Source organism: Paenibacillus sp. JT22N7, from assembly GCF_059383875.1.
Map to the genome: position 1 here is coordinate 175,148 of NZ_JBXENY010000005.1, position 24,497 is coordinate 199,644.

The window sequence follows — 24,497 nt, forward strand, 5'->3', positions numbered from 1 at the left end:
TAAAGTTAAAAGTAGTGAATTCGGCCTAACTACACCCCATATGTTACAACTAACGACAAAATTTACTCTTTATTCCTAGATTATAAGTCACATTTCTTCAATTGTTTGTCGTTTTATGTCGTATCATAAAAATATTCCTTATGAACGTAATCTGCTATTTCCACTCCTTCTCAACCTATCTCATTCTTCTTCGAAAAAACTCATCCAAACTAATAGTTTTCTCAAAACAGCACAAAAAGGCCCTTATGCCTCAACACTACAGGCAATAAGGGCCTTCCTTCTAATCTTTTTGAATCCTAATGTCTGATTTGTTACAGCTTAAACCCAACCGTCACAATCTCACAAGGACCAACCGCCAAGGCTGCCCCCTGCTCTGCGCTCACTTCAATCGCTTCCCCTACGCGCTCCAGCACATCGCTCTTATAAAGCTGCTTGAACGCATCAGCATTGCCGCCGCCAAAGCCCGTATCCGACAAGCTCAGCTCTGCCGCCTGCTGCTTCATATTAAACCAGCGCAGCACAGCATCGCCGGACTGCTGGCTTACTTTCAGCGAGGAGAATGCCACGCCTTCGCCTTCCCAAGCAAGCAATCCGCCAACTGGTGCAAGTACGCCTGCATGAACCGCTGTCTGGCTTACCGTCCAAGGCACTTGGAACTGGTACGCCTGCGCGTAAGCACCTGATGAAGCGCCATCGCCGTTATGCGGAATGATCGACAAACGGAAGCTTTGCTCGCCTAGGCACTGTGCTTCTGGTGTAGGGAATACGCCCCAGTCGCCAAGCTCGGATACCGAACGAAGCAGCGTAACTGCAATCGTATTGCGGCCATCGCGCAGCACTTCGTATTCGTTCAAGCCAAGGTTCGCTACAACAAGTCCGCCCTGCTCGCCGCTCACATCAACAAAAGCTTGCTGATGCTGCGTATTGCTCGGATTTTCCCATTCTGCCGAAGGCTCATTGTCACGCACAGCTACTTCAAAAATCGAGTCCACATGATGAACCGCTGTCTCTACATCAGTCGGGAACAATACGCGCACGCGATGATCCTTCGCCTGATTATTGAACGAAGCTTGTAAGTCTAGGCTTCTGGAGCTGCTGGAAAGCGCAATAACCGTCTTAATCGTCAACGGTACCATGTCCGCAACACGCTGTGCTTTGCGCTCAGGGTAATAAACAGCTTCCTGCTTCTCAATTTCAAACGTTTCATCGGCAGAAGCCGGAACCGCCCATTCATGTACAATTTCATAAGCTGTACTGTAAGCACTTTGCTCCACCAGACGAATCGCTGCTTTCACGCCTTGCGTCGTAATCGCCTGCTCGCCATCCGGCTGCTTGTACATATATTCATTGCCGATATCGCCTGTGTTCTCATAGACGCCAAGACCGCGATACACTTGACCGCTCTGCTTGTCCGTCAAATCGAACGAACCATCTTCACCGATGGCGACATGCAGCCATTCATTTTCCAGCACGGCCGAATCCGCACTCTGAGCCGCTGCAACCGCAGTCGCTTCGCTCGCTGGCGCTGCATCAGCTCCAGCGCCATTGCGCACCCATGCGTAAGACGACAGTCCAAGCGCCGGCACGTTCACCGCATCAAACGTCAGCTTAACTCGGCGGCACATATAAGGCTGGCGGAATTTGTCATCCGGCAAATCATAGCCAAATTGCAGCCCCAAATCCTGCACAGAGCAAGCAACTGCTGCGCCGTTATGGTCTACAAGAACTCTGCCTGAAATATCTACGGCATTCATCCGGCGGTTAACCTCTGGAAGCGGCAAGCCTTCACGGAAATACAGACGTTCAACATCAAGCTCAATTTCAACAACACCGCTGCGATCCCAGCCTGTCGTATTATAAACAACGAACGGCAGCGCAGCTTCGCCATAAGAAGCGAATACCGATGTATCCACCGCTTCGGCAATTGCCTGCGTACTATCCGCAACAATCGTTTCAGCAACATGGCGGCTCTTGTCAAAACGAGTGACCATCTCGCGGTGAACCTCATCCACACTGCAGCCGCAAATGCTGTCATGCGGATGGTTTTGCATTAGCGTTTTCCACGCATACGTAAACAGATGATGCGGGTATTCCTGTCCAAGCTTGTGCGCAATCGTCGCAAGCGGCTCCGCTACCTTTTCGAGCATAGCCTGGCCGAGCTGATTCATTTGCTTCAAATAAACACGAGCCGAAGCCGTGTTCACAAGCGTGGACCAGCCATCCGTACGTTGGCTGCGCAGCTCGCCCTTCACGACCGAAAGCTCGCGGTCAAGTCCGCTGTTTACCGCTGCCAAATAATCTTCAAAGTTGGAGTGGATAAAATCCGTATCCGGGTACAGCTTTCTTGCTGTCGCCAGCGCCGCAGACAGATCCTGCTGAATAGGCTGATGATCACAGCCGTTCATGAACAGCAGCTCGCCAGTAGCCGCATACTTCTCGGCTTCCTCCAGCTTTTTGTCCCAATAGATTTTCGCCTCTTTCTCGTCTACCGGAACCTCCATGCCGTTGCAATACCAGTTGGCAAAAAGAATGCCCAACACGCGCGAGCCGTCAGGACCTTCCCATTGCAGCTCGGAGAACGAGGACTCATAGCCCGTATCCGCTACTGTATTGTTAAAGCCTGTCGGCTTCACGCCTCTGCCAAATACCGCATTATCAATGCCTGCTTGACGCAAAATTTGCGGAGCCTGGCCGATGTTGCCGAAGGTATCCGGGAAATAGCCGACCTTCGCAATGATGCCGTAACGGCTCGCATCCTGATGGCCGAGCTGCAAATTGCGCAAATTCGCTTCGCTGCTCGTCAGGAAGGCATCCTGCAAAATGTACCAAGGGCCGATTGGAATACGTCCTTCTTTAATATATTTTTCAAGGCGCTCCCGATTTTCCGGGCGTACCTGCAAATAATCTTCGAGAATGATCGTCTGGCCGTCCAAATAAAAGCTTTTGAAATCGGGGTCTGTATCCAGCGTATGAAGCAGCGTATCCATCAGTTTAACGAGGAGCACATGATGCTTCTCATACGGCAAATACCATTCGCGATCCCAATGTGTGTGGGAAATAATGTGGGCCTTTCTTTTAGAAGCCATTACTGCGCACCTCTTCTTTCTTCATGTTGATCGGGCAGCGAAACCGCTACCTCTACTTGATGCGGGCGATAGACGGCGAGCAGCTTACCGCTTGCATCCGTTGCGAACAGCACAGAGCGTTCCTTTTCCAGTGAAAAAGCGTACCGCCCCTCCGTCGCCGGGTCTTGCACTTCAATCCTCGCATCGAATCCGGATTCGGATACGAATACGAATAGCGCGCCGCTCTTAAATGTAAGCTTGCGCCCATAAACGCCAGGCAGCTGGCCGCCTTGCAGCCAATTCAGCTCCTGCTCGCAGCCTGCCGAGTCAAGCGCATAGCGATACAGCTCCTTAATCGGCTCCGTTCGCTCGTTCAGCTCCAGCGGCAGCGGACTCCATAACAGGCGTCCCTTGCCTACGGTCAGCTCAACCAGTTGGTCGCCATCATTCGCTGCTCGATGAACAGCAGAAGCATCACCGGCAGCCGCTTCACTCGAAGCAGCACTGCTAATCGGAACCTCTTTCCATACTTCAGCTATCCGGCGATTGCCATATGAAACAGGGAAAGTGGCTTCGCCAATACGCAGCTGTTCCTCGCGCTGCACATTGCGCAGCTCCGTCCGTCCAAGCAGCCCAGAGTAGCGATCGCTCGCTTTCCAGTAAGCGTCCAAGCTTATTGGTCCCATCCATAATAACGTAACGCCCGCTCGCTCTACAAGTGCAATAAGGCGACCAAATGCGGCATCCTCAAAGTTATGCGCACTCGGCACAATGAGCAGCTTCGGCGGATTCGCCTCCAGCTCCTGCAGATGATATTCCGATGCGCCGCGGAATGGCGTATTCAGCTCATAAGCAAGGACCCGCGTCGCGCGCGTTGTCGCATCAAACGCCAGCTTCCGATTGGAGAAGTCGTTGGAATACGGGAACAATACCGCCGTATCCTCCAGCTGGCGATCCACGAATAAATCTCGAATTTGCTCCATAAAGCTGCCAAAATCATACGATACATCCGCTTCCGGCTTTTCCGTTCCATCCGCCCGCAGCGCGCCGATATGCGATTCATTGGCATTGTCCATATAGAAGTTCGTATTCCAAATCCACTGTACGGCCCCAGCGCCGCCTGTCGCAAAAGCATACGCATATTTGCGCTCCAGCAGGCTGTGAAGCTCAGCTTCCGAACGCTTCGCTCTGCCATCTGGCGTCTCCACATACATAATGCCGGTTTCCTGCACCACATTCGGTTTGTTCGCTGTTTTGGCAAACAAGCTGTCCCACACGAGATTGTCGTTGAGCCACCAGGAGTGAACTGTCGTATAATCAGCGGCTTCCTCGTAGAAAAATGGCGAAGGACGCTGTGCGCCAAGCGCCTCATCCTGGCCGACCGTTACCATATGGTTCGGACATTCGTCTTTGATCGCCTCATACAATTGCTTCGCCCAGCGATTGTGTGTGTCCATCGAGAACAGCACATAATCGAGCCAGCGCGTGCCATTTTTCCCTTGGTGCATGTCCTGCACATCGAAGTTGATTTCTTCCGGCTCCGGCGGCACAGCCGCTTCATAGCTAGGCAGCTGCTCCGGGGACATATTCCACTGCTCTTGGAGCCGTGCAAGCGATCCATGACGCTTTTTCAGCCAAGCGGTATAAGCCTTCTGTTCAAAAGGGTCGCGCGCTGAACGAGGTCCATTCGAGAAAATGCGCGGCGGATCAAACATCGATGGCTCATTGATCAAATCCCAGTCGACATTCATCGTCTGCTTGTGGCGGGAAACGATAGCACGCACGAAGCGCTTCTGCGCCTCGACGCTGCGCGGATCGAGATAAGGGTTTAACCCTTCCCACGTTTCCGGCGTAAAGGAGAAGAAGGTAAAGGTTACCTGCAAGTCATGACGCTTCGCCGTCAGCAGAAAAGCATCAATCGAACGCAGCGCCTCTTCTGACGCATGGCCATCCACCTGCATCACATTGCGGTACGCGGTCCAAATGCCCGTGCGAATCCAGTTGATGCCCGCTTTGCGCATTTGCGCCATGTCGCGGTCCCATACTGAAGCATTCGGCAGAAACAGAAATTTCCGCGCCACGTCCGACGTCATATACGTCATGCCGACTACAGGCAGCGGACGCCCATCCTTCTGAAAATAATCCCGTCCGCTCGTCACCGGGCTTCCCTGAGCGAGCAGCTTCTGGTCAAAGCCCCAGAAGCCTTGGCGCAAAATCCGCACCTCGCCCAAAGTCGATTCTGCTCGGCATACAACCCTATAGTAGCCGCTTTGCAGCTCAAGCGGCACGGGCAGCCTTAAAATCTGCTGCTGCTTGCCCGCCTTCTGCTGCAAGCGGTATGCCCATTTCTGCTGCGAGTTTTCATGCTCGACCGTTATAGCAAAATCCCACTCCGCGGCTGGGTACAAGTCATTCTGGCCAACTCTAGCCGTTCGCCGCCCTAGAGCAGCCTCATTTTCAGCTGACTGGAGCTTTGTCTCCTCATATGCCGAAACCTCACCACACTCAAGCTCGCGGCGAAGCTGCTGCACCTGCAGCGTCAGCATCGCTCGTTCGCCCGGCTCGAAAGAAGCATAGTTCGGCTTCAGCCACAGCTCCGTTACGCCAGCGGCGCAAAAAGCGGCCCAGCGTCCAAGCTCGACTGCTCCGCCTTCCAGCCAGAACGCATTCGTCAGCGGCTGGTTAATGAACAGCCAGCGTGCGCCTGCGAAAGCTCCCTTCGTGTTCTCCCACAGCACGACAGGCGCTGCTACCTCGCGCCCTGTGGCGGAAATGCCTTTCAGCAGCGGATAAATATGCGCGTCCATTGGCCCGGCAGAGCCCATTTGATGCGGCAAATCGCTGCTTTTCGTTACATGCGGCACCAGATTCCAAGTTGGCGTCACGCTAAACAGCGCTTCCTTGCCTGCGAGCAGCGGAAGATCCTCCGCTGCTGCAAGCGCAGCTATCGGAGCAGCGGCCACTGGCAGCATTTCATGAATATGAAGCTCGCGGTGATAGGCTGTCTGCTCCGACTCTACCTGCCACTCGCCTGCCTCGCTGCGGCGAACGGGGCGCTTAAACGGCGCGCCGCCCAAGCTGATCAAGCTGCCGCCGCGCCGCAAATAGCCGATAATCGCGCTCCATGCTTGTTTTGGAAAATAAGGGGCATGCATATTAATGAAGCAGCCTTCTTTCGCAGTATCAAGCGCATCCGCAAGCTCGTCTGCCCGGACAACGCGGCCTGCTCCTGCGAGCAGACCATCTAATTGGGCAGAAGGTTCCGAGGCTATCGGAAAGGTCGGATCATAAAAAATGATGGCATGGTGCTTGCTCATAGCAGTCCATCCTTCATCGCCCGATAAACGAGCTGCGAGAACAAGCTGTTCGACCAAGCGAACCATTTCCGGGTGAAGATGGCTGGATCGTCCGAATGGAAGCCTTCATGCATAAAGCCGGTATCGGCATCAGTTGCTTCCAGCATGGCGATCATGGCCAGCTTTTCCTCGTCGTTATCCGCAGTAATGCCCTGCATCGAAAGCGCCATATGCCAAATATAGCCTGGCGGCGTATGCGGGCTTCCGATGCCTTTGGCGATTTTTCCTTCATAATAAAAAGGATTTTCTTTGCTCAGCGCGAATTTGCGCGTGTTTTGGTAAATTGGATCATCAGCGGTCGTGTAGCCCAAATAAGTAATCGAGAGCAAGCCCGGCGTTCCAGCGTCATCCATCAAGCAATAGTTGCCGAAGCCGTCCGTTTCATAAGCATAAATAGGGCCAAACTCCGGGTGACGGTAAATGCCATACAGCTGAATGCCATGCTCGACATCATCTTCAAGCTGCTTGAGCTCCTTCACAAAAGCCATATCGCGGAATACCCACTCGGCCATCTCTCTCATCTGCCGCAGCGTCACAACCGCGAACATGTTCGCCGGAATGTTGTAGTGGAAGTCGCAAGCGTCGTCGCTTGGGCGGAAGCCCGACCAGATCATTCCGGTATAATTGACCGGCATGCCCATTCCGCTATTGCGCAGCGAATCGGTAGGAATGCCATTGTCCCTTACAAAACGGTAAGGGGAAAGCTCGAAGTGGCGCTGCTCGGTTTTCCAAAGCTCCACAATACGGCGCATCGCTGCCTTAAAGCCGGAGTCAAAAATATCGGTCTGCTCTGTCTCTTTCCAGTACGCATAAGCTAGGCGCATCGAGAAGCAGATCGAATCCAGCTCGAACTTGCGCTCCCATACCCAAGGCGACATGTCCGTCTCATCCGTCGTATTCCAATGCCAGTCATTGGCCGACTCATTAAAGGCATTCGCATAGGGATCAATCTGAATATTGGCCATATGGCGCTTGATCAAGCCGCTAATGATACGCTGCAGTTCAACATCATTTTTCGCCAGCGGCACATAATGAATGACCTGCTCGACCGAGTCGCGCAGCCACATCGCGGGAATATCTCCCGTAATGATGAAGGTTGTGCCATCATCCATTTTTTTCGTCGTCGTTTCCAGTGTGTTAGGAAAGCAGTTTTTGAACAGCTGAAGCAGCTTCGGGCGGTGCGCCAGCTTCTGCTCTGCTTCTTGCAATACCTGCTGAACCGCTTGCGGCAGAGCAAGATCTGGCAGCGGGATTTTTGGCAATCTGAATTGTTCCATGGTGGGTGTAGCTCCTTTGACTATTATTTATTCCTTCACAGCGCCTACCGTCAAACCTTGAATGAAATAACGTTGGAAAAACGGATAAGCGAATACGATCGGTCCGGTTGCCAGCACAACCATCGCCATCCGCGATGTATCCTGTGGCATCGATTGCAGAACGCCTACGCTTAGCGATGCGTTTTGTGAGTTTTTCATAATAAACTGCATGCTGTTCTCAATCCGCATCAGCATCGATTGCAGTGGCACCAAATTTGGCGAATCAATGTACAGGAGCGCATTAAACCAGTCATTCCAATAGCCTAGTGTACAGAACAGGCCAATGGTCGCAAGACCTGGCAGCGATAATGGCAGAACAAGGCGGAAGAAGATGCCGAACTCGCCAGCGCCGTCGATTTTGCCTGATTCAATAATCGCATCCGGCACCATCGTCGAGAAAAATGTCCGCAAAATCATAATATAAAAGGCATTGACCGCAAGCGGCAAAATGAGTGCCCACAAGGAATCCTTCAGCCCCAGCAGCTGCGTCATGACGATATAAGTAGGTACAAGGCCGCCATTAAACAGCATCGTGAAGAAGGCAAAGAAGGCGAAAAAGTTGCGATACTTAAAGTTGCGCCGTGATATCGCATAGGCAAACAATGCCGAGCATACGACACCGATAATCGTGCCTACAATTGTAATCGTAATCGTCACGCCATAGGAGCGGAGAAGTTGGTCGCCTGCCTTGAATAAATAGCGGTAAGCTTCCACACTCCATTTCTCCGGAATAATCTGATAGCCATTGCTTGCCAGCGTCGCCTCATCCGTGAAGGAAATAATCGTCACGAACAGGAAAGGAAATACGCATAACAAGGCAAAAATGCCAGCCACGGCATGAAAAATAAAATTCCACGCTGGCGAGAGCTTATGAAAATCACGGCTCTTAATCGTTCCAACAGACACAGCCGTTTCCCCCTTTTGTTTTGGACTTCTGTTCCTAGAAAATTGGTTAAGCAAGGTTGCTGACGTCCATCCTAAAACAATGCGTTGTCTTTATTAAACTTGCGTACAATGCCATTGGATGTAATAACAAGAATGAAGCCGATAATCGACTGGTACAAGCCTGCAGCCGTCGTCATGCCAATTTCTCCCGTCGACTTAAGCCCGCGGTAAACATAAGTGTCGATAACGTTCGTCACGCTGTAGAGCGTACCCGAATCGCGCGGCACTTGGAAAAAGAGGCCAAAATCGGCATAGAAAATTTTCCCGATCGCCAGCAGCGTCAGAATGGTCATAAGCGGCATCAGCATCGGAAGCGTCACATTGCGAATTTGCTGCCATTTGTTGGCGCCGTCAATCATCGCCGCTTCATAAAGCGATTTGTCGATTCCCATAATGGCTGCCAAATAGATGACGCTGTTATAGCCGACCGATTTCCATAGGAAGACGACGACAATCATAACCGGCCAATAACCCGGGCTCGAATACCAGTTTACCGGGTCCATGCCCAGCATCTCGGCGATTTGGTTGAACACCCCTCTGTCCAAGCTCAGAAAGCTGTAGACGAAGTAGCCCACGATTACCCACGATAGAAAATAAGGCAAAAACATGCCCGTTTGATAAAGCTTGGCGAGCCGCTTGTTCGTAATTTCGGCAAGCATAATCGCCATCGCTACCGCAATGACAAGGCCCAGTACAATAAACACGACATTGTACAGCACCGTATTGCGGGTAATGATATAGGCGTCATTCGTACTAAACAAAAACTTGAAGTTTTGAAAGCCTACCCATTTGCTCTCGATAATGCTGGACAGAAAGCCGTTACGGCTGTAGCGGTATTCCTTGAAGGCAATAATCATGCCCGCCATCGGCAGGTAGGAAAATAGAATAAACCAGGCTGTAGCTGGAAGCACCATTAGCAGCATAGCGGTATTTTTGTTCATATCCTTGAAAAAACGTCCTATAGCTCCCACTTTCTTCACCTCTTCGCAGTCGGATTAATGAGAGAAGGCATGAAGCGAATACGATCCATTCGCCCCACGCCTTCCGCTTTACTTGCCGTTCGCGGCTCTCCACTCATCAAGCTGGCGCTGCGCTTCCTCAATAATTTTATCCAGGCCTGCCGCTTTAAACTTCTCATTGGCACGCGGCAAATATACTTCAGGGTCAACCGTACCAGTCATTAGAGCTGCCCAGTACTCTTCTTTTACGTTTTGTACGGAAGCAATTTCGGTTGTCACCTTTGATGTATCAAAGTTGAAGCCAAGCAGCGGGGCTACTGTACCCGCATCATTAAATTTCTTGAACTCTTCCCATTTGTTCGTCGGATCTGTCGTATTCAAATACGTAATCATCAGATTGCCGAGCGAGAAGGTTGGCATATCGTAGTTTTTCGACTCGTCCAGATTGTCCATGACGGTGTCGCTCACTTTTTTGTAATGCACGCCTTCAATACCGGAATCGATCATATTGCGCAGGACAGGGTCCGTATTAAGCAGGTTTAGAAACTCCATCGCTTTTTCTGGGTAAGCCGAGTTAGCCGAAATAGCTTGCATCGAGCCCATAACCGACCAGTTGTAAATGAGAGCATCGCTCGCTGGTGTCGATACTACCGGGTAGCCGTAGCTCGCCGACCACAGATTGTCCGCGAACGGCTGCGAAGTGGCACGGTCTGCAAACCATTTGCCCGTCGTTTGCGCATCCGTCATGGAATCCATCGTTGCAGCTTCCGTCGGGATGTAGCCTGCTTTGTAATATTTGTGCATCGTGCCGAGAATTTGCTTCATCTCTGGCGTGTCGAGCACGTTTACGATTTTGTAATCTGTCGTGTCCAGGGCAACCGCCATTGGCAGCTTCTCAATAATGTAGTCGTATTTCACATACGGCATTTGGTTCTTATCTACCGCAAGCGCGTATACGTCTGGTTCATTTTCTTTAATCGTTTTCAGCAGCGGCTCCAGGCTTTCCAGCGTATACACGCCAGACATGTCCAGCTTGTACTTGTCGAGCAGCTGTTTATTGAAGCGCCATACTTCCTGTGCTGGCAATTCTTTATTGGCAGGGATGCCATAATTGTGGCCATCTACCTTTGAGCCTTCTAGGAAAGCTGGGTCCAATGCGCTAACGATGCCTTGGCCTTTTTCCTTCAGCAAATCGTCGATTTGCAGGAATGCGCCTTTTCTCGCATTTTGCACATAATCGAATGCCCATGACGCTGTGAACATAATGTCAACCGGATCGCCGGACGCTGTCATGACTTGCAGCTTCTGAGCGTAATCGCCCCAATCCACCATGTTCATTTTAATTGTAACGCCAATTTTCTCAGCCGTGTATTTGCTCACCTCGGCCATAACTTTATCTACATCTTTTTGCGGCGTACCAATGGTGTACCAGATAAGTTCAACCGGTTTTTCAGCTGTTCCCTCTTCACCGCTGCTTTCATTTTTACTTCCGCAAGCGCCAAGCACAAGCGATGCAACCATCAGCAAGGCAAGCAGCGGCATAAATCTTTTTCTCTTGTTACTCATTTTGTTTCCTCCCCAATCTATGTTCTGTACTCTATGTTTTAAATTAACGGATGCGGCTATTTTCATATAGACCACAAACTAAAGGTATGATGTACAAATTAAAGAAAAAAACTACTCCATCCAGCGATTAGAGTAGTCCTTTGTATTCCGTCGGGGAAATTCCGACGTATTTCTTAAATTGTTTGTAGAAATAGCCTGTCTCCCAATAACCAACGGTTGCTGCAATTTCCTGCACCTTGAGCTGCGTCTCCTTCAGAAGCTGCTGGGCTTTGCCAATACGGTATTTATTAATATATTCGGTGAACGTTTCATTCGTCTCCTTCTGGAACAGATGTCCGAGGTAAACCGGATGAATATTATATTGCTGGCTCAGCAGCTTAAGCGACAACGGCTGGGCGTAATGCTCATGCACCTCGCTCAGCACCAGTTGAATGACCGGGCTTTTCACATCCTTCAGCAGCGATTCCACCGTCAAAGTCGCCGCTTCCTTCACAACCGCCATCAGTCCGTCAATCGAAGGAAGCTGCATAATTTTCGTGAAGCCCGCCTCATAAAGCTCCGGCTGATCGGCTTGCTTGATTTCCTTGAGCTCCATCTTGAAGCGGATCATCAGCTCAATTGCCATGCTTTGCATAAAAGCAGGGGTAATGCCATCCCTAACGTGGCAGCGTTCGAATTCGGCCTCAATGGCCTCATGCAGCTTCTCTACATCCCTTGCCTTAATCAGCTTCGCAAAGGTTGGCCAATTGAGCGGTGCAGCGGCCTCATTCACCGTCCCTGGCGGTCCTGCCTGCACAAGCAAATCGTAATCCAATATTTCAGGGTCATCATATAGCAGAAAATATTCCTGCGCTTTCTTCGCATTCGCATAGCTGCGCGGTGCTTCTTCCCCCATCGGTTCAGCGCTGCCGATGGAGAGGCGCATGGCGCTTTGCGCCAGCTTCGGCTGCATGCCGCGCAGCTTCTCTATCGCCTCGCGCTTGCCCGCCTCTGGCTCATCGAGCATAAATACGATGACCAGATCGCCATCGATATCGACAAACGGCAGCATCGATGGGTCTTGCACAGCCAATCGCTCAGCCGCTTCATAGGCTGGCGAGCCTGTCTCCTCCGTCCGTACTACAGCGGTTACCACATAGGGCCGGTCGAGACTGAGCTGCAATAACTCCATTCTCTCCTGCAGCTCACTGGGCGCAATGCGTCCCGTCAACCAGCGGTACAATATATTATCGCGCAATATACGAATATCGTATTCGCTGAACAACCGATCCGCCTTGCTTGCATTCAGCTTGTCAATCGTGCCCGCGAGCGTTTCCTGCAGCTCGTCGAGATTAATTGGCTTGAGCAAATAGTTCTCAACGCCAAGCTTGAGACCCTCTTTTATATAATCGAATTCGTTATAACCGCTTAATATAATAACTTTAAGATCCGGGCGAAATTTACGCGCTTCCCGAATGAGAGCGAGGCCATCCATCGTAGGCATCGAAATATCTGTCAGCAAGATGTCTGCGGGCAGATCCATTAAAGCCGCCAGTGCCTCCTGGCCATTTTCCGCGCTGCCGACGATTTCCAGGCCAAAGGCCGACCAGTCAATGATGTCATATAGTCCATCAATAATGAACGGTTCATCATCCACAATGAATACTCTATACATGCTCTGCCTCCTTGTCATAGGGAAAGGACAGCGTGACCGTCGTCCCCTCTCCTTCTTTGCTGTCGATATCGAGCCCGTATTCGCTTCCGTAGAGCAATTGCAGCCGCTCATGCACGCTTCTAAGCCCGAAAGAGCCGCCTCCGGCTTCCTCTGGCAGCGCCAGCCTTTGCCTGATTTCCTCCAGGCGCTTGCTGCTGATGCCGCTGCCGTTATCGGCAATCGTCACCCAAATCCGCTCCTCCTTGCGCCGCACATCCAATTGAACTTCATTGTCCATGCTGCGCGGCCGCAGGCCATGTACGACATAATTTTCAATAAGCGGCTGGAGCGCCATCCGCATCACCTGTCTGTCGCCGAGCCCCTCCTCGCAGCTGATGGCAAAGGAAAGCCTGTCCTTATAGCGAATGCGAAACAGCTCCAAATAAAGGCGCGCCGTTTCCAGCTCATCCTTTAAGGTGTTGCTCCCCTTCGGCTGCACAAAGCTCTTGAACAGCACCGACAAGCTGTAAATCATCTCTCCTACATCCTTCGCCCCTTGCGAGACGGCCCGCATGCGAATAACCTCCAGCGTATTATATAGAAAATGCGGATTGACCCGCGCCTGCAAAGCCGCAAGCTCCGTATGCTTTTGCTTGATTTCCGCCTTGTACACCGTGTCGATATGGCGGCTCAGCTCATCGAGCATATCATTGAAGCTGCGCGAAATTTGCCCCAGCTCATCGCCCCGGTCATCCTGGATGCGCGCGGTCAGCTCGCCGCTTTCCACCTTGCGCATGAAGCGAATAATTTTATTCGTCCGTTTGGCAAAATTGACGACGGCTAGCGTCGGCACCAGCAGTACGACGGCAATGCAAAGCGCGCTGATCAGCATAATCATCTGCTTCAGCCCGTGGGCCGCTGCAGCGACCTCTGCCTTCGGCGCTACACCGACGACGATAAAGCCCGCCTGATTTTGCGTCAGCGTCGTGACATAAGACTCCTGCTCCAGCATCGCCGTTCCATAGAGCGTGTCCAGCTTATCCATATAGGGATATATTTTTCCATAGTAGGTATCCGAGGAATCAAACAGCACTTCCCCAGCCGGGTTCAGCACAACAATGTAGCCTTTAAGCTGGCCCTCATAATTTTTCAGCGCCTGCCTAATTTGATCCGATTTATAGTAGACGAGCAATTGGCCTAGCCCCTTCAGCGTCTGCTTGTCATTAATCGGGAGCCGAAAGGCATACAGCTCGGGATCACTTTGCTCAATGGCGCGCCGCACCCAAATATTTGGAACGGACACACGGGTGTCTTCCTGTGCCATCGCATCGGGAATATAGGAGCGCGAGGCGTTGGACGAAATCAGCCTCGTGACATGATTTTTCTTATACACATATAAAAACTGCCGATTGGAGCTGTACAGCAGCAAATTTTCAATATCCGGGTCGTCCTCCAGCTTATTATCAAAATAGTCGAGCCCTTTCGGCAAACTCGTACTTGTCTCATCGATATTTTGGTCGAGCCTGAATTTCATATAGTCATCGAAGGGATTTTGCAAAAAATAAGATAAATTCAGCGACAGCGGCTCATTGCGGTATACATCCACCATCATGGACTGGACAGAATCATATTTGCGGGTCATATAGCTGTTTACGCTGTCCATCGCTTTTTTCTGGTTTTCCAGCTCATTGCGGACGATCGATTGCGACATAAAATCATACATAAAATAAGCGAAGGTGACAATCGTCCCCGTCGTAATCAAAACAAACAGCAAAATCATTTTCATAAACAGATTATTTCTGACGTATTGGTCGTACAGCCGTTGCAGCTTCAATAGCAGGCTCCCTCCTTGCGCAGCACTTGAGGAGCCTGCACATGCATTATAAGTTATTACTATACTCTGAGTTGCAAGAAATCGACAAGTACCCGGGTGTAAAACGGAATAGATGCTTTCGTACAAGCGTAAACGGCTGTCGCCGTCCTCTGGCGGCAAAGCTACCGTTTCGCTGTGAAATATAAGCCCATTCCATTATAAGGGTGAAACTTATAATTTCTTATATTTTAAAAAAAGCAGCAGATGCTAGCGATATTCGCTCACATGCTACTGCTTTTTCAACTTGTACTCTATGGTATAGTATGCAATGTCTGGTGCGCTACGTATCCCAGGAAATCAGGGCAACATCATGAATCGCCCCGCTTTTGCGCTGCACAGCGAACGTGTCCATTTGATGGGCGATTTCCATTTCCTGCAAAACATCGCAAATCACCTGTGCGCGGCTGCGTTCCAGCTGCTTTCCGCCATACATAGCCCGCAGCGGATGGGCAAAAGGCAGCCCGATCGACTGCACGAGATAGACGCGCCTCCTCGCAGTAAGATTCATCTGGGCAAGGCTCTCCTTCATATCGCGTATCCGGTAAAAGGCATTGGCGCTGAACAGCACATCACAAGCCAGCCCCGACGACTCTTCCCACTTCGCATGTATCGCCTCCGGCACAGCTTGCGCCAAACCAGACTGCTCCCAGCTTCTTGCCAGTATTTCATACATCGCCGCCGAAGGCTCCACGACAGTAAGCTTGCCCACATATGGAGCAAGCAGCTGCGTAAATCCGCCCGTTCCTGGGCCTACTTCAAGGAGTTCATCCTCGCTCCGCAAGCTTGCTATAACGGTGCCCATTAGCTCCGCCGTATACGGCGCAAGCGGATTGCGTTCATCATAAACAGGCGCATGCTGCTGCCAGTAGCTTTCTTCCTCGGCATCATTGCCGACGCGGGAATCGCTTTGGGCTGCCTGCTCCCAAGCGAGCGTCCAGTAGGCTGCGGGCGTCAAGCCAGCTTCGTTGTACCATTCCTTCATCCCACACACGTTCCTTTCCTTTTGCAAAATCTATATAAGTTGAACGATTGACTAGCATGAGGGCTATGGTCGTCACTGCGAGAAAGCTTGAAAAGCATTCACCAGCTGCTGCGTATAAGGATGCTGCGGGCGCTGCATTATACACTCGCTCTCATCAAGCTCAACGATACGTCCCTCTTTCATAACCGCAATTCGATCGCACATATGCCGCACCAGCGCCAAATCATGCGAAATAAACAAATAAGTCAGCCCATATTCCTTGCGAATGCGCTGGAGCAGCTGGGTAACCTGCGCCTGCACTGAAACGTCAAGCATCGACGTCGGCTCGTCCAGCACGAGAAACTTCGGCTCCAGCATCAAGGCCCGGGCAATGACGATTCGCTGAATTTGCCCGCCGCTTACCTGATGGGGATACCGCGTCAGCACCTCTGCCCGCAGCCCGACAACCTCCATTAGTTCAAGTGCCTTCTCCCTGGCTGCTGCCTTATTCATAAGTCGATGCAGCAGTACTGGCTCAAGCAGGCTTTCCAGCAGCGTCCGCCGGGGATTAAGCGCGGAGTGCGGATGCTGAAACATGATTTGCAGCTCACGGCGCAGCGGCCTCATCTGCTTCATGGAATACCCGCTTATATCGGTTCCTCTATATATAATACGGCCGCCATCAGCCGAAATCAGCTTTAGCAGCAGCCGCGCAAGCGTTGATTTTCCGCTGCCGCTCTCCCCAACTAGCCCAAGCGACTCGCCTTCAGCGATATGAAAGGTTGTTGGCTCCACCGCCTGATGACCTTTGCCTGTTAGCCAACTGCTGCGATACCGTTTGTGCAGCTCAATGATTTCAAGCATAAAGGAAGCACCTCGCTTTGTGCTGGGAGCCTGCTTGCGGGACGGCTGTATGCAGGGCGGTTGTATGCGGGGCTGCCGCTTGCTGACCCTCAGCCATGCCGCTTACTTGGTCAACTGCCTTATTCGTTATGACGGTGTGAGCTGCCTTGTACAAGTCAGGCTGCTCGGCTTTGCAGCGCGGCATCGCAAAACTGCAGCGCTCATAAAACTTGCAGCCAACAGGCTTATCCGTCAAACTTGGCGCTGTTCCAGCTATCGGTATCATTCCTCTGCTGGGCATAGATGCGATTAATCCGCGCGTATAAGGGTGCATCGGCTGTGCAAACAGCTCCTTCGCTGGTCCCTGCTCAATGATTTGACCGGCATACATGACGCCCACTTCATCGCAAAGCACCCGCGCTGCATCCAGATCATGCGTAATGAGCAGCAGCGCCGCACCTGTGCGCCTCGCCATATTGGCCAGCATTTCCGTCACCTGAACGCGGATTAAAGCATCAAGCCCTTTCGTCGGCTCATCGGCAATAAGCAAAGACGGGCTTCCGGCAAGTCCCATTGCCGCCAGCACACGCTGCTTCATTCCACCGCTCAGCTGAAAGGGATAGCGCCGCAGCTGCTGCTCGGCATCCGTCATATTCATGGCATGCAGCAGACCAGCAGCCTGCGCGTTAAGCTGCTTGTTCCCCGCTCTACCTGCATAAGCGCGAATCGCCTCGCGCAGCTGACTGCCCAGCGTCATCACCGGATTGAGCGAGCTTGCCGGATTTTGCGGGATGAGGGCGATTTCCCTCCCCCGTATTTGCCTCATTTCTTTTGGGCTCAGCTTTAGCAAATCCATGCCTTTATACAGGATGCTCCCACTGATAGAAGCCTGTGCGGGAAGCAGCCTCACTAGCGAAAGGCCCAGCACCGATTTGCCGCTCCCGGTCTCGCCAATCAGTCCAAAAATGCGGCCACGCTTCAGCTCAAGCGAGGCCCCATCTACCGCCTGCACCAGTCCTTCCCTTGTCTGAAAGGATGCATTAAGCTGCTTGATTACGATAAGCGTTTCGCTCAACTTCATTCCTCCTACAGCAGTGAATGCTCTTTCTCCGTCCGTGTATCCAGCTTATCCCGAAGGCCGTCACCCAGCCAGTTGATACATAGCGATACAGCGGCTATACAAAGACCGGGGGCGATCATTAGATGCGGAAAGCTGCGAAAATACGGCCGGGCATCAATCACCATCACTCCCCAATCTGCCGCTGGCGGCTGTAAGCCTAGACCGAGAAAGCTAAGCGAGGCGATAGATAGAATAACTCGCCCAATCCGAATGGTGAACAGCACGATAAGCGGCCCTAACAAATTTGGCAGCATATGCCTGACGATGATATACGCATGGCCCGCTCCTAAAGCACGGATGCCTTCCACGTAGCTTTCTTCGCGAATTTTCATAACCTCGCCGCGCACAACCCGAGAGAAATCCGCCCATGAGGTGAAGAGCAGCGCGACAAACAGGCTTTTCACCCCAGGACCGAGCGTACCTGCAATGGCCAGCATAAGGGCAAGACCCGGCAGCCCTTGAAAAATGCTAACGACAATTTGAATGGCTTCATCGGTCCAACCGCCAGCATAACCGCTAATGGTGCCCAGCAGCAGGCCGACGAGCATTGTAGCGAGCGTAACAGCGACCGCGAGCAAGATCGACACCCTTCCGCCATACAAAATGCGGCTCAGCACATCCCTTCCCAGCGTGTCCGTTCCTAGCCAATGTGCGGAGGACAACGGCGCAAGCCTTTCCGCCATATTAATCTGATTCGGGTCATAAGGAGCAAGCAGCGGTGCCAGCAAGCTGGCAAGCAGTACGAAGGCAAGCACGCCCGCGGCCACCCCGTAGGACATCTTCATCGCAGCTTCCCTCCCAGCCTGATTTGCGGATGAGCGAGCCCGTAACATAAATCTGTCGCCAAATTAAACAGCACGTAGATGAGACCGGTAAATACGACATAGCCCTGAATGACCGGATAATCTCTGCGAAAAATGCCGTCCATCGCAAAGCGCCCGATGCCCGGTACCGCAAATATAACTTCCACGATGACGGAGCCGCCAACAATCGCTCCAAAATAACTGCCGATAACCGTGAGCAACGGAATACAAGCATTGCGCAGCGCATGCCGAAGCACAATAAAGCTCTCACGCAGCCCCTTCGCTCGGGCTGTCAGCATATAATCTTTATTCAGCTCCTCCAGCAGCGCCGCACGTGTCAGCCGCATCAATATGGCGCCTGTACCGGAAGCAAGCACCGCCGCTGGCATAAGCAAATGCTTCCAGGTGCCGTAGCCGCTAGTCGGGAGCAGCTGCAGCTTCTCCGACCATAAGGCAATGAGCATGATCGCCAGCCAAAATCCAGGAATGGAAACCAAAATCAGCGCAAGCGCCCTGCCGATATGATCGAACAGCCGATTGCGCCGGATCGCCATGAGCATGCCGGATGGCACTCCAAGCAGGACGGCGAACAGGACAGCTAGCAAAGATAGGCTTAATGTTGCTGGCAGGCGGCGCAGCAGCTCGCCGCTAACCGATTCCTTCGTCATATAAGACGTGCCAAGATCACCTTGCAGCGCCTTTGATAACCAATGGCCATACTGAATGAGCAGCGGATCATTCAGCCCCATCTCTTCTCTTTTCAAAGCAATTTGCTCTTCGGTCGGCTGGCTGAAGCCGTTCATGCTCAGCAGTTCGACAGCCGGATCACCCGGAGAAGCGACGCTTAAGGCAAAGGCTATAAACGTAATGCCAATCAGAACGGGAACCGCCGCCGCCAACCTCCGAATGAAATAGGCCATCTTATTGCACCCGCTCCAGCTGCGGCAGCGTTGTACCATACACAAGTGCACCGTATCCGGTAATTTCTTTGCTGTACGCAATTAAGCTCGCATCATTAAACAGCGGAATCGTCGGCAATTCCTCGGCTGCAATATCCTGCAGCTCGTTATAAATCGCAGCGCGGTCATCCATATCCAGCGTCGTCTTCACCTGCTTCAACAGCTCATCCACATGGGCATTGCTGTAACCAAGCGTATAACTGATATTGCTTGAGCCTTCGCTCGCCATATAATTGTTCAAAATCGAATAAGGATCGCCATTCGGCAGCCCCTGAATGGCCAGTGCCAGATCGAAGTTTCCTTGTGCCTGTGCTTCCTTGTATGCCGCACCATCCAATATTTGAATCGTCACGTCCAGCTGCAGCTCTTGAAGCACAGCCTGAAGCAGCTCGGCTTGCGCTTTATACGGATAACGATCGAGTCCATAGGTAGGCACAATTAGCGTAACCGCCTGCCTGCTGTCCCCAAGCACCTCATGCGCCAGGGCGATTGCCTTTTCTGAATCATGGACGACAGGAATGTCCTTATAAAACGGCGATGTCGCATTCAAAATGTTCGCCGTAGCGGTCGGATAGCCCAAATACAGCTCCTTCACCAGCTGCTCGCGGTCAATCATCAGGCTCAGCGCCTGACGCATTTTCACATCATTGAATGGCGCTTTGGCACCGTTCGGATGCAGGTAATGGGAAATCGTCGATTTTGCCGTCGATACAGCAAAGCGTTCATCCTTCAGCAGCTCCTCGGCAAGGGCAGGAGGAATAGCGCCCAAATCCATGACGCCCAAAATCTCGCCAGATTTCAAGGCAGCAAGCCTTGTATCAGGGTCCGGTATGACGCGGACGCGGATTTTTTGGGCTTTTGCTTTTTCGCCATAATAACCGTCGTAAGCCTCTAGCAGTGAAAATTGATCCTTCTCATGCTGCACAAGCTTGAAAGGGCCTGTCCCTTGCGGCAGGCCGTTAAAGTCGCCACTTTCGTCAAAATTATTCGGGCTGTACATCGGGCTTGAAAAGTTGATCATCGAATACAGCAGCGTCGGCTGCGGATTGTCGAAAACAAGCTTAATCGTGCTATCATCAACCTTCACGACTTCCTGAAGGCTTGGGTATGAATTGTTGATGTCGAGCGTATAGAATGGCGAGCTTTTCGGGCTCACTTGCTTGTAACGGGCAAAATTTGCAAGTACCGCGTCCGCGTTGAATGGCGCGCCATCATGGAAGGTGACGCCTTTGCGCAGCATGAAGGTCCATTCCTTGGCATCAGCAGACATTTCCCACGCTTCCGCCAGCTTTGGAGCAGGCTTTCCATCCTCGGAAGCGGAAATCAACGGCTCCCATACATACAGAATGGTGCTCGTGTAATAAGCATCCTGCGGTCCCGGTGCTAAATCCCGCGGCGCAGCCAGCACGATTTCTTCAGAAGCAGCTGCTGTAGAGGCGGACGGAGCAGCAGACTGCTGCGACAGCTCATTATTGCTGCCTGATTCATTGGAACCGTTAACGCCACTGCACCCCATTAGAGCCAGCAGCAAGCATAGGCTAAATAAAACACCTATTGTTTTTTTGTTTTTTGCCATTTGTGTACGTTTCATCTTCTCTATTTCCTCTCCCTCTAGCAAAATCATCTTCCTGCAAAAATCCGCAAAAAAAGACAGATCTACCTCCAGTCATAGGAAAGATAGAGCTGCCTGTTATTGTTATTTTCCATCATAGCAAATAAGCATGCGCGCTAACACTTCCCTATCCTCCGTAGGTTACAGCAGTGTTGTCAGAACAGGCAGGTCTCCTGGCTACCGGAAATTGTACTGGAAGCTGCCTTCCCAATCCCGCTAAGCGAGATCAGTGGCCTTGTAGCTTCAGCTAATCCGTAACAGTGGCGGGACCGCGTCGGTTTTGCACCGAACTTCCCTTTTAAGCTCCAGCCGCAGCTGTTGCACCTTATTCCCACAATTTTTCAGTTGTTTGCAAATCTGGTTGATTATATACCAGCCCTTTCATTTAAGCAACCTTTCCACTCCACTTTCCTTTCGTAATTATCTGATATAAAATAAAGCACATAGCATTTCGTAACTGGAGGGAACTACTGATGAAACCACAATTTCAGCCTTTATTTGAACCATTCACTTTCGCGAGCGGCATGTCTGTACATAATCGAATTGTCATGGCGCCCATGACAACCTGCTCGTCCAATCCGGACGGCACCGTGCCTGATGAAGAGCTTGCCTACTACAGCCGCCGCAGTGCTGGGCCCGGCATCGTCGTTACAGCGTGCGTCTACGTGAGCCGCAACGGCAAAGGCTTCCCCGGCGAATTTGGCGCGGATACGGACGCAATGATTCCAAGCCTCAAGCGTCTGGCCGATGCTATTAAAAGCCAAGGTGCGAAAGCGATTTTGCAAATTTTCCATGGCGGAAGATCATGCTTCCCTGGCCTAGTGCCAAATGATGATTTGGTGAGTGCCAGCAGCATTGCCCAGCAGGAGGGCGGAATTGTGCCACGCGAGCTGAACGAGGAGGAAATCAAGTCGATTATCGCCGACTTTGGCGAAGCGACACGCCGCGCGATTGAGGCTGGTTTTGACGGCGTTGAAATTCACGGTGCCAATGGCTACCTGCTGCAGCAATTTTACTCCCCGGCTTCCAATGTGCGTACCGACGACTGGGGCGGCTCTGTTCATAAACGTATGGCGTTCCCGCTCTACGTCGTTGAAGCTGTTAAGAAGGCAGCCGCTATGGCGCCGCAGCCGTTTCTTGTAGGCTATCGCTTCTCGCCGGAGGAGCCGGAAGAAGAAGGATTAACGATGGAGCATTCGTACCATCTGGTTAACGCTCTAATCGAGATGAAGCTGGATTATTTGCATGTGTCGCTTCAAGATTTCTGGTCGAAGCCGCGCAGAGGCGAGCAGGATTCGCAAAGCCGCATGGCATGGTTCGTCGAAAAATACAGCGAGCACATTCCGTTCATCGGTGTCGGCAGCATCACAACCGCAGAAGAAGCGCTTGAGGCGAAAAACTCCGGCGTGCCGTTTATCGCCCTTGGCCGCGAGCTCATTATGGACCCGGATTGGACGGAGAAAATCAAGCAAGGCAACGAGCAGGATATTGTGACTACGCTATCCAAGCAAGATCAGGAGCGCCTCGTCATCCCGAATGGCTTATGGGGAGCGATTACGCATGCGCCAGGCTGGTTCCCGATAACGGAATAAGCGCAAAATCCAACCATTCGCTCACAAATAGTCACAAGGTGAAACGGCTGTCGCCGTCCTTCGGCGGCGCGGCGCGTTTCAGTCCGAGAAATATAGAGAACGGATCGCGTTACGATACCCGTTCCTATATTTTATAAAATAACAATTTGACATTTCTATAAAAATAGATATACTAAGCCTCATGGATACTTTGTCAATACTTAAAGCTGTGTCTAACGAGAAACGGTACCATATTTTAAAATGGCTGAAAACGCCTGAGGAGCATTTTGGGCCTCAATGCCATCTAACCGATGCGTGTCAGTTTGCTGGAGGCGTATGTGTCGGTTCTTTTGCAGAAAAAACAGGACTTGCGCAATCCGTTATATCCAGCTATTTAGTGAAAATGCATAAAGCAGGCTTACTGGAGTCGAAACGGATCGGGCAGCACACCTATTACAGGCGTAATGAAGCTAACATTCAGTTTTTCAAAGAAATGATTCAGGATGAGCTATAACCTTGCTTACTCCTGCTCATTTCATGCTTTTATATCTATTTTTATAGAATTATAGATTTTTCATTCAATTAGGAGGTATTTTATTCATGAGCTCAATTCAATCGTTGTTCAAGCCTTTCTCAGCAGGTCCACTTACACTGCCTAACCGTATTGTAATGGCACCAATGACCCGCGGTTTTTCTCCAAATGGCGTTCCGGGCGAAGATGTAGTTGCCTACTATAGACGCCGCGCCGAAAACGGCGTTGGCTTAATTGTGACAGAGGGTACGCTGATTAACCATCCGGCTGCCACTGATAATCCAAACATTCCTAACTTTCATGGAGAAGCTGCTTTAAATGGCTGGGCAAAAGTCGTTGAAGCCGTTCACCAAGCTGGCGGCAAAATCGTTCCGCAAATTTGGCATGTTGGCACAACGCGCAAGGTCGGCTCCCATCCGAACCCGGAAGCACTGCCGATTGGTCCTTCAGGTGTTACCGCCGAGGGCGAGGTTGTTAATGAGCCTTTGACTGAAGCCGAAATAAAAGGCCTTGTTGCAGCTTACGCGCAAGCAGCTGCTGATGCAAAACGGATTGGCTTTGACGGCATTGAGCTGCATGGCGCACATGGCTATTTGATCGACCAATTTTTCTGGGAGAAAACGAATAAACGGACGGATCGTTATGGTGGCGATATGCTGTCCAGAACACGTTTTGCGGTTGAGATCATTGAAGCTTGCCGCCAAGCTGTAGGGCCTGATTTCCCGATTATTATCCGTCTGTCACAGTGGAAATCGTCCGAGTATACAGCGAAGCTTGCGAGCACTCCTGAGGAATTGGGACAATTTCTTGCTCCGCTTGTTGAAGCTGGCGTAGATATTTTCCACTGCTCAACCCGCCGCTTCTGGGAGCCGGAATTTGCAGGCTCGGACCTAAACTTTGCAGGCTGGACGAAAAAGCTTACCGGCAAACCAACGATTACTGTTGGCTCCGTAGGTTTGGACGGCGACTTCATGAGCCTCTTCACCGAAGGCAAAGGCGCAGAAAACGCCAATGTGGATGATTTGGCCTCACGCCTGGATGCAGGCGAATTTGATCTCGTAGCTGTCGGCCGTGCCCTGCTCGTCGATCCTGCCTGGTCAGATAAAGTCCGCGACGGACGGCAAGATGAATTAATTCCGTTTACGCCGGCTGCTTTGCAGACGCTGCATTAAGAACCTATTGCTCATAACCTAATAAATCCCCAGCTCCTCCTTTTTCACGGATTGGAGGAGCTGGGGATTTTAATGTTTCTACCTCCACAAAGATAGACTTGGCGGACTCAGGAGCCGCTAATGTGCCACCAATAGCTGTTTTGACGGGATAATGAGGGTTATAACGGATTTCCTGTCCGCTCATAGCCTGGAATCGGCTCAACAGCCAGAA

The 24,497-nt window shown here is 51.5% G+C and carries 18 protein-coding genes and 1 riboswitch; of the genes, 3 read left to right on the forward strand and 15 right to left on the reverse strand.

Annotated elements, in window-relative coordinates; all coding sequences use genetic code 11:
* Positions 1-311: 311 nt before the first annotated feature.
* The 14 genes from AC50Y5_RS15355 to AC50Y5_RS15420 form a co-directional block, all read right to left on the reverse strand.
* Positions 312-3,086 (reverse strand): alpha-mannosidase, encoded by a 2,775-nt coding sequence (locus AC50Y5_RS15355; RefSeq protein ID WP_494861830.1) that lies wholly within the window; start codon positions 3,084-3,086, stop codon positions 312-314.
* Positions 3,086-6,382 (reverse strand): beta-galactosidase, encoded by a 3,297-nt coding sequence (locus AC50Y5_RS15360; RefSeq protein WP_494861832.1) that lies wholly within the window; start codon positions 6,380-6,382, stop codon positions 3,086-3,088. The genes AC50Y5_RS15355 and AC50Y5_RS15360 overlap by 1 nt, the downstream gene beginning before the upstream one ends.
* A complete protein-coding gene (locus tag AC50Y5_RS15365; protein ID WP_494861836.1) occupies positions 6,379-7,698 on the reverse strand; it encodes a glycoside hydrolase family 125 protein in 1,320 nt (439 codons plus the stop codon). The genes AC50Y5_RS15360 and AC50Y5_RS15365 overlap by 4 nt, the downstream gene beginning before the upstream one ends.
* Before the next feature lie 27 nt (positions 7,699-7,725).
* Positions 7,726-8,643, reverse strand: coding sequence for a carbohydrate ABC transporter permease (locus AC50Y5_RS15370; RefSeq protein WP_056041728.1), 918 nt, complete (start codon positions 8,641-8,643; stop codon positions 7,726-7,728).
* Positions 8,644-8,714: 71 nt separating this feature from the next.
* Positions 8,715-9,623 (reverse strand): ABC transporter permease, encoded by a 909-nt coding sequence (locus tag AC50Y5_RS15375; protein WP_056042068.1) that lies wholly within the window; start codon positions 9,621-9,623, stop codon positions 8,715-8,717.
* 108 nt (positions 9,624-9,731) lie between these two features.
* A complete protein-coding gene (locus AC50Y5_RS15380) occupies positions 9,732-11,207 on the reverse strand; it encodes an ABC transporter substrate-binding protein (RefSeq protein ID WP_056041730.1) in 1,476 nt (491 codons plus the stop codon).
* A gap of 127 nt (positions 11,208-11,334) precedes the next feature.
* Positions 11,335-12,861, reverse strand: coding sequence for a response regulator (locus AC50Y5_RS15385; protein WP_494861839.1), 1,527 nt, complete (start codon positions 12,859-12,861; stop codon positions 11,335-11,337).
* Positions 12,854-14,674, reverse strand: a complete 1,821-nt coding sequence (locus AC50Y5_RS15390; RefSeq protein ID WP_056041734.1) for a sensor histidine kinase — start codon at positions 14,672-14,674, stop codon at positions 12,854-12,856. The genes AC50Y5_RS15385 and AC50Y5_RS15390 overlap by 8 nt, the downstream gene beginning before the upstream one ends.
* A gap of 319 nt (positions 14,675-14,993) precedes the next feature.
* A complete protein-coding gene (locus tag AC50Y5_RS15395; protein WP_056041735.1) occupies positions 14,994-15,695 on the reverse strand; it encodes a class I SAM-dependent methyltransferase in 702 nt (233 codons plus the stop codon).
* A gap of 72 nt (positions 15,696-15,767) precedes the next feature.
* Complete coding sequence (locus AC50Y5_RS15400) at positions 15,768-16,538, reverse strand: ATP-binding cassette domain-containing protein (RefSeq protein ID WP_494861842.1); 771 nt, start codon at positions 16,536-16,538, stop codon at positions 15,768-15,770.
* Entirely contained in the window at positions 16,531-17,598 is a 1,068-nt protein-coding gene (locus AC50Y5_RS15405; RefSeq protein ID WP_494861844.1) for an ABC transporter ATP-binding protein, read from the reverse strand. The genes AC50Y5_RS15400 and AC50Y5_RS15405 overlap by 8 nt, the downstream gene beginning before the upstream one ends.
* 5 nt (positions 17,599-17,603) lie before the next feature.
* Positions 17,604-18,422, reverse strand: a complete 819-nt coding sequence (locus AC50Y5_RS15410) for an ABC transporter permease (RefSeq protein WP_494861846.1) — start codon at positions 18,420-18,422, stop codon at positions 17,604-17,606.
* Positions 18,419-19,360 carry a nickel ABC transporter permease gene (gene nikB / locus AC50Y5_RS15415; RefSeq protein ID WP_056041740.1) on the reverse strand — a complete coding sequence of 314 codons (942 nt, stop codon included), beginning with the start codon at positions 19,358-19,360 and terminating at the stop codon, positions 18,419-18,421. The genes AC50Y5_RS15410 and nikB overlap by 4 nt, the downstream gene beginning before the upstream one ends.
* 1 nt (position 19,361) lies before the next feature.
* Complete coding sequence (locus tag AC50Y5_RS15420) at positions 19,362-20,990, reverse strand: ABC transporter substrate-binding protein (protein WP_494861848.1); 1,629 nt, start codon at positions 20,988-20,990, stop codon at positions 19,362-19,364.
* Positions 20,991-21,157: 167 nt separating this feature from the next.
* Positions 21,158-21,355: riboswitch (cobalamin riboswitch) on the reverse strand.
* A gap of 129 nt (positions 21,356-21,484) precedes the next feature.
* On the opposite strand from AC50Y5_RS15420, the gene AC50Y5_RS15425 reads away from it, so the two are divergent.
* From AC50Y5_RS15425 to AC50Y5_RS15435, 3 genes are all read left to right on the forward strand, one after another.
* Positions 21,485-22,603 (forward strand): NADH-dependent flavin oxidoreductase, encoded by a 1,119-nt coding sequence (locus AC50Y5_RS15425; RefSeq protein ID WP_056041742.1) that lies wholly within the window; start codon positions 21,485-21,487, stop codon positions 22,601-22,603.
* Between the two features lie 181 nt (positions 22,604-22,784).
* Positions 22,785-23,096: an ArsR/SmtB family transcription factor gene (locus AC50Y5_RS15430; RefSeq protein ID WP_056041743.1), complete on the forward strand. Its 312-nt coding sequence runs from the start codon at positions 22,785-22,787 to the stop codon at positions 23,094-23,096.
* Between the two features lie 86 nt (positions 23,097-23,182).
* Positions 23,183-24,286, forward strand: coding sequence for an NADH:flavin oxidoreductase (locus AC50Y5_RS15435; protein WP_056041745.1), 1,104 nt, complete (start codon positions 23,183-23,185; stop codon positions 24,284-24,286).
* Between the two features lie 4 nt (positions 24,287-24,290).
* Here AC50Y5_RS15435 and AC50Y5_RS15440 read toward each other — a convergent pair whose 3' ends face one another.
* On the reverse strand, positions 24,291-24,470 hold the full coding sequence (locus AC50Y5_RS15440; protein WP_494861851.1) for a hypothetical protein: 180 nt from the start codon (positions 24,468-24,470) through the stop codon (positions 24,291-24,293).
* Between the last annotated feature and the right edge of the window lie 27 nt (positions 24,471-24,497).